The sequence below is a fragment of the Microbacterium invictum genome (assembly GCF_034421375.1).
Taxonomy (GTDB): domain Bacteria; phylum Actinomycetota; class Actinomycetes; order Actinomycetales; family Microbacteriaceae; genus Microbacterium; species Microbacterium invictum_A.
In genome coordinates this window covers 857,690-870,360 of sequence record NZ_CP139779.1, presented here as the reverse complement: position 1 = coordinate 870,360, position 12,671 = coordinate 857,690, and the positions used below count along the sequence as shown (strand labels likewise).

General features: G+C 69.2%; 7 protein-coding genes. 2 read left to right on the top strand and 5 right to left on the bottom strand.

What is annotated here, in order from left to right; all coding sequences use genetic code 11:
- Positions 1–48 precede the first annotated feature (48 nt).
- The 5 genes from T9R20_RS04135 to T9R20_RS04115 form a co-directional block, all read right to left on the bottom strand.
- Complete coding sequence (locus T9R20_RS04135) at positions 49–1,059, bottom strand: substrate-binding domain-containing protein (RefSeq protein WP_322411283.1); 1,011 nt, start codon at positions 1,057–1,059, stop codon at positions 49–51.
- Between the two features lie 156 nt (positions 1,060–1,215).
- Positions 1,216–2,187, bottom strand: a complete 972-nt coding sequence (locus T9R20_RS04130) for a LacI family DNA-binding transcriptional regulator (protein WP_322411282.1) — start codon at positions 2,185–2,187, stop codon at positions 1,216–1,218.
- A 238-nt stretch (positions 2,188–2,425) separates the two neighbouring features.
- The gene (locus tag T9R20_RS04125) at positions 2,426–3,487 is read right to left on the bottom strand and encodes a WxL protein peptidoglycan domain-containing protein (RefSeq protein WP_322411281.1); all 1,062 of its coding nucleotides are present in this window, start codon (positions 3,485–3,487) and stop codon (positions 2,426–2,428) included.
- Positions 3,488–3,572: 85 nt separating this feature from the next.
- A complete protein-coding gene (locus T9R20_RS04120) occupies positions 3,573–4,193 on the bottom strand; it encodes a hypothetical protein (protein ID WP_322411280.1) in 621 nt (206 codons plus the stop codon).
- Positions 4,194–4,287: 94 nt separating this feature from the next.
- Positions 4,288–7,200, bottom strand: coding sequence for an immunoglobulin-like domain-containing protein (locus tag T9R20_RS04115; protein ID WP_322411279.1), 2,913 nt, complete (start codon positions 7,198–7,200; stop codon positions 4,288–4,290).
- 253 nt (positions 7,201–7,453) lie between these two features.
- Here T9R20_RS04115 and T9R20_RS04110 point away from each other — a divergent pair, with 253 nt between their 5' ends.
- Positions 7,454–11,800, top strand: coding sequence for a family 43 glycosylhydrolase (locus tag T9R20_RS04110; RefSeq protein ID WP_322411278.1), 4,347 nt, complete (start codon positions 7,454–7,456; stop codon positions 11,798–11,800).
- Positions 11,791–12,648 (top strand): NAD(P)-dependent oxidoreductase, encoded by an 858-nt coding sequence (locus tag T9R20_RS04105; protein ID WP_322411277.1) that lies wholly within the window; start codon positions 11,791–11,793, stop codon positions 12,646–12,648. The genes T9R20_RS04110 and T9R20_RS04105 overlap by 10 nt, the downstream gene beginning before the upstream one ends.
- Positions 12,649–12,671 lie beyond the last annotated feature (23 nt).

Here is a 12,671-nt window from a genome sequence, read left to right as displayed (position 1 = left end):
GCGGCCCCCGCGCGCATGGCTCATGCTCTCACCCGAAGGAGAGCTGGCTCAGAAGCCCTTGCCCTCGTCGATCGCGGCCTGACCGGCCTCGGGCGAGTTGAACGTCTCACCCTCGACAATGATGTTCTTCTCGACCTCTTCGCCCGCGAGTGCGTCGTTGACCGCCTCGACGGCGAGGTCGCCGAAGAAGGGGTTGTACTGCGCGACGAAGCTGAGCTCACCGGATGCGAGCGCTTCGAGAGCCGGCGTCGTGCCATCGATCGTGGCGATCCTGACGTCCTCGCCCGGGACGAGACCGGCTGCGGTCACCGCGGCGGCCGCACCGATGCCCATCTCGTCGTTCTGCGCGAAGATGAACTGCAGGTCGGGGTTCGCGCTGAGCACGGTCTCGATGACCGACTTGCCCTCGTCGGCGGTCCAGTTTGCGGTCTGGGCGCCGACCTTGTTCCATCCCGACGCACCCTCGATCGCCATGTCGAAGCCCTCGTTACGCTCGTTGACGACGGAGAGTCCGGGGACACCCTCGAGCGTGTAGTAGTTCGCACCCTCGGGGAAGGTCTCCAGCGCCCACTCGCCGACCGACGCCGCGACGTTCACGTTGTCGGGAGCGATACGGGTGACGTAGAGGTCTTCGCTGGCCTCGACACCGCGGTCGAGGAGGATGACGGGGATCTCGGCCTCCTGAGCCAGCTCGAGCGAGTCCTCCCAGCCCGACGCCTCGGTGGCGGTGAGGAGGATGGCGTCGACCTCGTCGTTGACGAATGTCGCGAACGCGTCGATCTGGGACTTCTGGTCGGTGGGGCTCGCGGCAGGAGCGTACTTCAGGTCGAAGCCCGCCTCCTGGCTGAAGGCGTCCCTGATGGCCTGCTCGTTGGCGTTTCGCCAGCCGCCCTCGGGTCCGACCGCGACGAACCCCACGGTGACGAGATCGCCGCTGTCGCCGCCGTCGCCGGAGCCGGCGTCATCGCCGCCGCCGCTCGCGCAGCCGGCGAGCCCGAGTGCCAGCGCGCCCGCGCCGACGAAGCCGAGCAGGCCGAGCATCCGCTTCTTCTGTGCCATTTCTCCTCCTTGAGACTCTCCGACGCGTCTTCGTCGGAGAGAAAAGCCCTGTGCCCCGGCGGGACACTCTTATCGGGTGTGCCCTCTCATTGTGCGCGCTAACAACACGTGAGCGCAACCACCATTCTTCGGTTCGTTATTCAGCTGTTACCGCGCTCACGCCCGAGGCGCAGTCGTGGAGCGGCGAACGATCAGGACGGGCTCGATCATGTCGTGCTCGTCGGTGGACTCGCCCTCGATCGCGGCGATGATCAGCTGCAGCGCGAGCGCGCCCAGCGCCGCGAAGTCCTGTCGGACAGTGGTCAGCGGCGGCAGGAAGTGCCGCGCGTCGGGAAGGTCGTCGAACCCCACGACGCTGACGTCGTCGGGCACGCGGATTCCCCGATCGCTCAGCCCGTGGATGAGTCCGAGCGCCATCTGGTCGTTCGCCGCGAAGATCGCCGTCGCCTCGCCGAGTTCGAGGGAGCTGCCGTACTCGTACCCGAAATCCGACGTCCAGTCGCCCACCGCGGGATCCGAGACCGGCAGTTCCGCCGCGGTCAGCGCATCACGCCAACCCTGCTCGCGCACGCGGGCGTCGTACCAGTCCATGGGGCCGGCGAGGTGCAGGATGCGCCGGTGACCGAGAGAGATGAGGTGCGACACGGCCAGCTTCGCCCCCTGGCACTGATCCACACCGGCGGTGTGCATGTCGGGGTGGGCCTCGGACTTCACGACGACGGTGGGAAGTCCGGTGGCCTGCTGCCCGAGGAGGTCGAGGGATGACTGACGGGGGGCGATCACGCACAGGGCATCGACGCCCTGGGTGACGAGGTCGACGACGCCGCTGTCGATCTGCATGCCGTCGTCGTCCGACACCGAGAACGCGCTGATCGCGTAGCCGGCGTCGCGCGCGGCCCCCTCGAGGGCACGGAGGGTGCTGTTGGGTCCGTACTGCACGGGGCTGTCAACGAGCACCCCGATGCGCATGGCGCGGCGGGTGGCGAGGGCCCGGGCGATGGAGCTCCGGGTGTAGTTCATCTCGTCGATCGCCTGCAGCACCCGTTCCCGGGTCGATTCCCGGATGTTCGGGTGACCGTTCAACACACGCGAGACCGTCATGTGCGACACGCCGGCCTGCTTGGCCACGTCGTAGATGCTGGGTCTCTGCCACCCGCTTCGAGCAACACTTCCTGACATCTTCAGTCCCCCCGTTCGATGTCACGAGCGTCGCACCGTCGATCCGAAGGGTCGTACCCCTTCCCGTCGCGCGGAGCGACGGTGGTGGACCGGCCGGCGAGGCGCCCGATCTGCACATCGTACGGCTCCCATGCGTCGGTCGTGTGTCGCGAACGCGCGGCGACGGTGCGGCGGAGCACGGATCGGGTCATTCCGGTGCCGCGGCGACCGACCGCCGCCCCTCTTCCCGTGCCTCGGCGAGGAGGGAGTCCAGCCGGCGACGTGAGCGCAGCCGCCCGCCGATGATTGCGACCGCCACCAGCACAACCCCCAGCAGGACGGCGAGCTGCGGCCAGGGCACCGCCCAGACCGGGATCTCGGCCTGGACGGGAGCGACCTCGGAGGTGGCCCCGTCCATCGTCACGCTCTCGGCGCCGACGGACACCGTGGCCGGCACGAAGAACAGCGGCCAGACGTCGTCGATGACGACGGTGAAGGGCCGCGCGTCGCCCGGAAGGAGCTCCTGCGGAGTGCCGTCCTCCGGGAACGTCGACGTCCCGGCTCCGGCGGCGGCCTCGCCGTCGACGAGCAGTCGGGTGTTGCCCTCGTTGACCACCTCGAACGAGACGGTGACCGAACCCGGACGGAAGGGGTTCCACGACAGCGTGTAGGCCGCGCCGCCTCCGGCGAGCGCCGCGATCGGAGTGATCTCCCCGGTGACGCGCGTCAAAACGCGGAACCCGACGCGGCTCTCCACACCGACGCTCGTACCGTCGTCGGTGGCGCCGATCGAGAGCACCGAGGCGGTGATGCCCGCGGCGTGGTCACCGGGCTCGGCCTGGTCGGGCACGTCGATCCGGAACGGCACCACGGCGACCTGTCCGGCGGGGACGGTCACCTCCTCGGGGAGGGAGATCCAGGTTCCGGAATCGACGGATTCCTCCCCGGAGGCGAGGATGTCGAACCGGCCGTTGCGGGTGTAGAAGCCATCGGCCGCGGTCAGCGCGAAGGTCACGTCGGCGTCGCTGACGTTACGGACCGCGAAGTAGTCGTCGATCCCTTCGCCGGGATCGAGGGTGTGCTCTGCGGCCGTCCGCCCGTCGGGCCCGGTCTCGTCGGCCGGCGTCACCGACCACCGGATGCCGGCGTCGTCTCCGCCGGTATCGCCGGAGGCTCCCCAGGCTACGCCGGGCGTCCCCACGATCGCGGTGATCGCGGCGATCGCGGCGAGGACGCGGGAGGGCCGGAGGAAGGAGTCGGAGGAGAGCACGAGAATCCAGATTAGGTGTCGGGGCCGGGCGGCGTGATGCCGCGCCCGGCCCCGACCGATCAGTCGGAGCGGGGACGCACCCCGCTCAGAACGACTCCTCCCAGAGGGTGAGGGTGATCTTCGAGGTGTAGTTGCCGCCTTCGATGTCGGACGGCGTCTTGAGGAACAGCGCGGCGTTGGCATCCCATGTCCCGGTCGGACGCGCGTCGGCGGCGGAGAGGTTCAGCGCGAGGAGCTCCTCCCCCACCAGTCCGACGTTGTTGGGGCCCTCGTCGAGAACGGTGTCGACCTGGTCGCCGGGGGTCACCTCACCCTCCCCTTCAGTCAGGATCGCGGGCGCCCATCCGAGGTGCTCGGCCGGGATGATCCCCCCCTCCTCGTTGACGAAGTCGGAGGCCTGGCCGACGACGTACCAGTACGTGTCGGCGGGGACTTCCTCGCGGTCGTCGGTGACGGTCACGGTGGGGAGTGTGCCGTCGAACCGGCGCACGTCCTCCTCGCCCGACTCGACCTCGGTGAGGGTGGTGGCGTCGGCGGCGACGCTCATCGTGAGCGCGCCGACCGGCTCCTGTTCCTCGATGGCGACGCTGACGTCGACATCGTCGGTCCCGACCTCGGCGGCCAGCGCCGCCCCCGCCACACCGAGGAGCAGCACGCCCCCGGCCATGCCGGTTGCCGCTCGGGCAAGCAGACCTGACGTCTTCATCCGTTCTCTCCCATCCTCAGTGCGGCTGCTGTGCCGGACTGACGTCCTCCGGGGCCGGCCCTTCCGGCCTCCGGTCGTCGATCTCGCGGGCGTGTCAACACCCGCGACCGTTGTAGCCGGCCACCACCGGCGCGTGGCTCTCGCCGTCGACGCTGGGCGTCACCGTCACCGAGCCCGCCGGCATCGTCGCCAGCCGCGAGCTGAACGCGTAGCTCGCGGTCTTCCCCGCGGCGATGATCGCGGTGCGCGTGCCGGAGGCCGTGACGATGTCGACCGATACCGCCGCGTCGGGGTCGCCGACGATCTTCACCGTGAGTGCCACCTTGCCGACGACGCAGCGACTGTCGGTGGTCACCTCGATCGACACGGCGTCCTCGACCGTCACGGTCGCCTCGACCGGCATCCGAGAGTCGTCCTGGGCGACACCCGCGACGGTGAACGACCCGGCGTCGGCATACGAGGCGGGATCGACCGCTTCCCACACCACGTCCACGGTCTGGGTCGACCCGTCCGCCTTGGTCAGCGTCGCCTGCGGCAGCACTGGCGCGGTGCCGGCCGTCGTGGTGACGTCGATCGCGGCGACCGAGGTGACGGCGAGATCGGGGGCGTAGGCCTCGAGGACCCGCTGGTACTCGAGGCGGGTCACCGGAATGACCGTGCCGTGTCGCGGCTTCCCGCCGTCGGAGTTCTCCGGCAGGTTCGCGCGGAGCTTCGCCCCCAGCGGCTGCCAGGAGTCGCCGTCGGCGATGTCGTCCGACCCGAACGGGATGTAGTGGTTCGGACCACCGTGGTACGAGGGCTGGTCGATGAAGAGGAACCACTCGAACCCGTTGACGTCGCCGGCGTTCGCCGGGAAGACACTCGGTCCCTCGCCGCTGGAGTATGTCCTGCCCGGCTCGCCGTTCGGCAGACCCGATGCGATCCGCTCCTTGACGAGCGTCCATTCGTCGGCGGGGCCGCTGGTTCCCGGCAGGGTGCCGGTGATCGTGGCGAGGAGGTCGGTGGACTTCTCCTGCCGGATCGTCATCGACGCCTCGTCCTTCGTGAAGCGGTAGTAGGTGTCGCCGACCTTGGCCACCGTGGAATCGATGGTGCCGAGGCCGTTGCCCCGACGGACGTCGATCCAGGGCTGCGGCTCGGAGAAGGTGCGGAAATCGTCGGTGGTGACGTACATCATGCGGTTGTAGGTCACCGCCGTGCGATCCGCGGCATTCGGGGTGTCGTAGAGGTTCGAGGCCCAGAACACCACGAAGGTGTCGAGCTCCTCGTCCCAGTACGCCTCCGGCGCCCAAGTGTTGCCGGCGAAGTCGGACGAGACCTTCACGTGCCGCTGCTCCGACCAGTTCACCAGGTCGTCGGACTCCCACACCTCGATGTAACGCGAGCCGGAGATCTGAGCGGTGCCGAAGCCGCCGGGCAGGCCGTCGATCTTCAGGTCGGTGGCGAGCATGTAGAACCGGTCGCCCTGCGGGGAGCGGATGATAAAGGGGTCGCGCAGGCCCGTCGTGCCCTGGGTGGAGGTGAAGATCGGCTCACCGTCGTTGAGCGTGTTCCAGTCCAGGGCGTCGTTGCCCTTCGACGCGGCGAGGCTGACGCGTTCGGCGCCGGCGCCCTCTCCGGTGAAGAACGCCCAGACGTAGGCCTCGGTGTCGTCGGTCGCCGTGGGCATGGGCTGCACCACGAGGCGGAACGTGCGCGTCTGCTCGACCGAGCCGTTGCGAGCGGTCGCGGTGAGCTCGACCTCGGCGGCATCCGCTCCCGAGGCGGGGCGCTCGATGTCGACCGTGCGGTACGCCTCGCCGATCCCGGCGCGAAGCGCGGCGAACCCGGCGCCCTCCGTGACCGTCCAGGTGATCTCCGAGCCCTGGGCTCCGGTCACCGGCACGGAGACGTTGGTGCGGATGTCGTCGGCCCCCGCGATCTCGAGCGCCGCGAGATCGGCGGCGACCTTGTCGGCGTCGGCGATGTCTTCGGGCACGACGACGGTGTACGTCTGGGTGCGCACCTCGTCGGGCGCGGTGAAGGTCGCGGTGAGCGTGACCGTCCGGTCGCCGCTCCCGGAGGCGGGGCGGGTCACATCGGCCGCGCCGCCGGCGACGGTGATGGCGGCGTCATCCGACTCCCAGGCGATCGCGACCCCGTAGCTGCTCGTGGGCAGGGAGAAGTCGGCGGTGGCGGTCTCGGCGATCTCGACTGCGCCAATCGCGCGGTCGATGGCCTGGCTCGAGAACAGCGCGGCCACCTGAGTGGTCTCCAGCGCGGCCGGGTAGACGGCGTAGTCGTCGATCTGCCCGTTCCAGTTGGCGTCGTTGTAGGTCGAGCGGCCGAGGTACGACACCAGCGACGAGCCGAACGACGCCACGTCGCGGCCGATCGAGGTCTGCGAGATGAGCGCGCCGTTGATGTAGACGCGCAGCTGCCCGTCGGTGCCGTCGATGACCGTGGTGTAGAGCGACATGCCTGCCGGGGTGCGCGCCCCGATAGTGGGGGTGTTGGTCGCGCCCGCGCCGACCTCGGTCGTCCAGGGGGATCCGGCGTTGACGGTGTTCGTGACCACCGACTTCACGTAGCCGCTCAGGTTGGTCGGGTTCATCAGCCAGTAGGCGCTGGAGAACGAGGCACCGGATGCCACGGGCGCGCCGATGAACGCGGCGGCGACATTGGCGGGGCCGGTACGGGTACTCAGCCAGGTCGAGATGGTGAGGTCCTTCTTGCCGACCAGGCCCGCCGTCGGGATCTCGACGTAGGCGGCGCTCCCCCGTGCGCCGCCGGGGAGGGACAGCACGCCGCCGTCGACCGCGCCGCCGGACTGGCGCAGGACGCCGTCGTTGCCGTTGCCGCTCGCGTCGGCGATCGTCGTGCCGGAAGCCTCGTCGAAGGTGTAGTGGATCAGCGGATCCACACCGATGTCGGCCTGGGCGGCGGTCGCGGGGACGATCGTGCCGGCCACGGCGACAGCGGCCGCCGCGACGAGTGCACCCCAGCGCCCCCGTCGTCGGGAAGGCATGCGGGAGAAGGATCGCTGGGGCATGAGCTGAGATCTCCTGTCTGCGACGATGCAGGTCGGTGTCGCTCACTGCGACGGTGCAGGTCGTCCACCCGGGGGAGGGTGTTACCGGGAACATGTCCGGCGATTCCCTACCGTAAGAGCCCACGTCTCACGGTGTCAAGCGAAATCAGGGGTTGAGTTTCGAAAACTGTGAGCGATAACATCCAACGGGTCCGGGCATGGTCGCCCGATCCGTTCACGAGGGAGTGCGATGAGACGTTCACGAGGTGTGCTGGCGGCGTTCACGGCCCTGGCTCTGGGTCTGACCGGCGCGGTGGTGGTGACGCCCCCGGCGCTCGGCGACACGGGACTGGTCGCCCACTACCCGCTCGACGAGACCTCCGGCGCGGTGGCGGTCGACGTCTCGGGGTCGGGGAGGAATGCGACGTACGTGGGTGGTCCGACACTCGCAGGCGGCGAGGGGGTGCGCCTGGACGGCGCCGACGACCACGTGAAGCTGCCCGACAACATCCTGGCGGGGCTGAACTCCGTCACCGTCAGCGCCGAGGTGCTCATCCGCCAGGAACAGGCGACCCCGTACTTCATCTGGGGTCTGGGAACCCCGGCGACGTCCAACTCGGGCAACGGCTACCTGTTCACCACGGGCAACGCCTACCGCGGCACCATCTCCCCGCACAACTGGCAGGGCGAGCAGAACACCGCCAGCGGTCAGAACCTGCCCCGCGGTGTCTGGAAGACCCTGACCTACACCCTCGACGACGCCACGAACACCGCGCGCCTCTACCTCGACGGCGTGCAGGTGGCCCAGAACACCAACGTCACGATCACCCCCGCATCCCTCGGCGGCGGCGTGACGACGGCGAACTACATCGGCCGCTCCAACTACGACGCCGACCGGCGCCTCGCCGGCAGCGTCCGCGACTTCCGCATCTACGACAGTGCGCTCAGCGCCACCGCGGTCGCCGCGCTCCACCCCGACGACGCCACCAAGCTGGCTCGGGATGCCGCGGCGATCTCGCTCGGGGATGTCTCCGGCCTCACGGCGAACCTGACGCTGCCCACGACCGGGGTCAACGGCGCGAGCATCGCCTGGGCGACCAGCGACGCCGGGGTGATCAGCGCCACCGGCGCGGTGACCCGACCGGCGAGCGGCCAGCCGAACGCGACGGCGACCCTGACGGCGAGCCTCGCGCGCGGCGGCGCCACCCAGACGCGCGCCTTCGAGGTCACCGTCCTCGCCATGCCGGGGGACGACACCCTCGCGCAGGAGGACCTGGACGCGATCGAGATCCCGAATGCCGAGGACGTCCGCGGCAACATCACCCTGCCCGAGGCCGGATCGGTCAACGGCACGTCGATCTCGTGGTCGGCCTCACCCGCGGGCGTCGTGACTACCACGGCGCAGGACGGCAAGGCCGCCGGCGTCGTGACCCGCGGAGCCGCGGACACCCCGGTGACCCTGACCGCCACGGTCGCGAACACCGGCGCGTCGCGTCAGATACCGATCACCGTCACCGCCGCCCCCGAGGGCCTCGACACCGATTACACCGCCGGATACCTCTGGACGCACTTCGCCGCGGAAGGCGGGTACGAGAAGATCTTCTTCGGCCACAGCGACGACGGCCTGCAGTGGTCGAAGCTCAACGACAACGAGCCGATCCTGGCGAACCTCGGCGGCGACCTCGGCGTGCGCGACCCGCACCTCGTCCGCTCCGCGGAGGGTGACAAGTACTGGATCATCGGCACCGACCTGCACGCCGAGGGCGGCGGGCCGGGTGGATCCGGATGGGACCAGCTGAACGCCAGCCAGAACCTCGTCGTGTGGGAATCCACCGACCTGGTGAACTGGAGCGACCAGCGCATCGTCTTCGCGGGCTTCGAGCACGCCGGGAACGTGTGGGCGCCTGAGGCGATCTACAACGACGAGACCGGGGAGTACTACGTGTACTGGTCGGCCCGCGACCAGCGCGAGAACAACACCCCCGACTGGGCGCTGCGGGTGTATCTCACCAAGACCCGCGACTTCGTCACGTTCACCGAGCCAGAGGTCTGGGCATCCCTCAACGCCCAGGGCGACGGGCAGACCGGTCCGAACATCATCGACTCCTCCATCGCGAAGGAGGGCGACACCTACTACCGCTTCTCCACCTCGGACTGGTGGACCGTCATCGACACCGCCCCGAGCCTCGACGGGCCGTGGACCACGGTCGTCGCGCGCGACGAGGCGGGAGACTTCGGCCTCCGCACCCGCATGGAGGGCCACACGGTCTACCAGCTGCCCGACGGCCGCTGGGCGATCATGGGCGACGACGGCGGCTACTACGGCCACATCGCCGACACCCTGGAGAGCCTCGAGTTCGAGGAGCTCAGCGTGGGCACGGGCCCTGACCAGTACTCGTTCGACCAGCGCTTCCGCCACGGCTCGGTCCTGCGCCTCTCGGCTGCCGAAGAGGAGCGTCTCCTCGCCGCGTACGGCGACTCCCCCGTCGACCCGGAGGAGCCCGAAGAGCCCCAGCAGGGCCCGATCGCGGAGTACACCTTCGACGACGGGACCCTGACGGACTCCGTCGGGAATGCGGATCTCACCGCGTTCGGCACGGCCGCCGTCGGCGCCGAGGCCACGAAGGGCAGCGCGCTGCGCCTCACCGGGGCATCCGGCGGCTACGCGTCGTTCCCGACCGGGTTCTTCGACGGCCGGAGCACCATGACCGTGTCGATGGACATCCGCTCCGAGCGGACGAGCGGGAACTTCTTCACGTTCGCCTTCGGGAAGAGCAACATCGACTACTACTTCCTCCGCGTCCGCGGCGGCGATGTGCGCAGCGCCATCACCACCGAGTCGTGGCAGAACGAGTCGGCCGTCACCGGCACCACCGCCTCCGGGCAGTGGCACCGCTACGACGTCGTGTTCGAGGGCAACACCATGACCCTGTACATCGACGGCGTGAAGGTGGGCGAGAACGCCTCGCTCAGCACCACGGTGGACGGACTCGGCGACGACCTGCTCGGCTACCTCGGACGATCCTTCTACGAGGGTGACGCGTTCTTCCAGGGGTGGTACGACAACATCCGGGTGTACAACCGGGCGCTGTCGGCCACCGAGATCCTCGGAAACGCGGGGGTCGACGACCAGCTCATCGACGTATCGCTCAGCGACCCGTCGGCGCTGAAGATCGCCCCGATCTCCGACAGCACGACGCGCTCCGTCGTCCTCCCCGTGAACCGGGGGACCGACCTCACCGCGCTCGCACCGACCTTCACCACGGTGGAGGGCGTGACGGTCTCGCCCGCCAGCGGTACGACGGTCGACCTCTCGTCGCCGGTCACCTACACCCTCACCACCGGCAGCGGCGAGACGGTGACCTGGACGATCGAGGCGCGCGAGATGAAGAGCCCGGTCCTCCCTGGCCTGTACGCCGACCCGAACATCGCGGTGTTCGGCGACACGTACTACATCTACGCGACCTCCGACGGCTTCCCCGGATGGGGCGGCAAGGAGTTCTACGTCTGGAAATCGAAGAACCTCGTGGACTGGGAGCGCTCGGAAGAGCCGTTCCTGACCCTCGACGGCGAGAACGGCAACGTGCCCTGGGCGACCGGGAACGCGTGGGCGCCGACCATCATCAAGCGGGACGGGAAGTACTACTTCTACTTCTCCGGTCACAACCCGACCTACAACCGCAAGACGCTCGGCGTCGCCGTCGCGGACAGCCCGGAGGGCCCGTTCGTCGCCCAGCCGCTGCCGATGATCGTCAACAACGAGGCCGTGACCTCGGGCCAGGCGATCGACCCGGCGGCGTTCCACGACCCGGTATCCGGAAAGTGGTACCTCGGCTGGGGCAACGGCAGCCCCGTGCTCGCCGAGCTGAACGACGACATGGTCTCGATCAAGCCCGGAACCTATCAGCGGATCAACGGTCTGACCGACTTCCGAGAAGGGGTGTTCTTCAACTACCGCAACGGTCTGTACCACCTGACCTACGCGATCGACGACACCGGGTCGGAGAACTACCGCGTCGGCTACGCCACCGCGACGAGCATGAACGGCCCGTGGACCTACCGCGGCGTGATCCTCGAGAAGGACCTGTCCCTCGGCATCAAGGGACCGGGCCACAGCTCGATCATCAACGTTCCCGGCACCGACGACTGGTACATCGCCTACCACCGGTTCGCGATGCCCGGCGGCAACGGCAACAACCGCGAGACGACGATCGACAAGCTCGAATTCGACGAGAACGGGCTGATGAAGAAGGTCATCCCGACCCTGGAGAGCGTCGACCCGCAGACCATCGACCTCCCCGCCGCCGGCCCGACCGTCGAGGTCTCCACCGCGGCCCGGTGCGTGGTCGGAAAGGTACAGTTGGTCGTCCGCGTGGAGAACACCGACGAGGTGCCCGTGACGGTGGAGGTCTCCACCGCCTACGGCAGCAAGACGGTCGCCTCCCTCGCCCCCGGCAAGGTCGTCTCGCAGGCCTTCGCCTCCCGCACGACGACGATCGAGCCCGGAGAGGTCGAGGTCACCGCATCCGCCACCATCGACGGAGAGGCGGTGACGACCGAGATCGGGCACGGATACGGAGCACACACATGTCAGTGACGCGCATCGCCCTCACCGGATCCTCCGGCAAGCTCGGCACGGTCGTAGCCCGTGAGCTGCGCGCCGGCGGCGTCGAGGTCATCGGCCTCGACGTCGCCGGCGAGCGCGGCCCCGGGTTCGTGCAGGTCGACCTGACCGACTACGGACAGGTGGTCGACGCGCTGGGCGCGGTGAACGACCAGCACGACGGTGTCGACGCGGTCGTGCACCTCGGGGCGATCCCGGCACCGGGGCTCCGCAGCGACGTGGCGACGTTCCACAACAACATGACGGCGAGCTTCAACGTCTTCCACGCGGCCATCCGCGTGGGCGTGCGCCGGATCGTCGCCGCGTCGAGCGAGACGGTGCTGGGACTCCCCTTCGACGTGCCGCCGCCGTACGTTCCCGTCGACGAGGAGTACGAGCCGCGTCCCGAGAGCGTGTATTCGCTCGTGAAGACCCTCGAGGAGCGGATGGCGCGCGAGCTCGTGCGTTGGCACCCCGACCTGTCGATCACGGCCCTGCGCTTCTCGAACGTCATGGTGCCCGAGGACTACGCCGAGTTCCCCTCGTTCGACAGCGACGCCCTGCGCCGCAAGTGGAACCTCTGGGGGTACATCGACGCCCGCGACGGCGCCCAGGCGATCGAGCGGGCACTTCGCGTGGCCGAGCCCGGCTTCGAGGCGTTCATCATCGCCGCGGCCGACACGGTGATGACGAGGCCGAACGCCGAGCTGCTGGCCGAGGTGTTCCCCGACGTCGAGGTGCGCGGCGAGATCGGAGAGAACGACACCCTGCTCTCGATAGAGAAGGCGCGTCGCGTGCTCGGCTTCGAGCCCCGCCACTCGTGGCGCGACGAGCTCGGGTAGACTTCTCGGGCTCTGTGCATCAC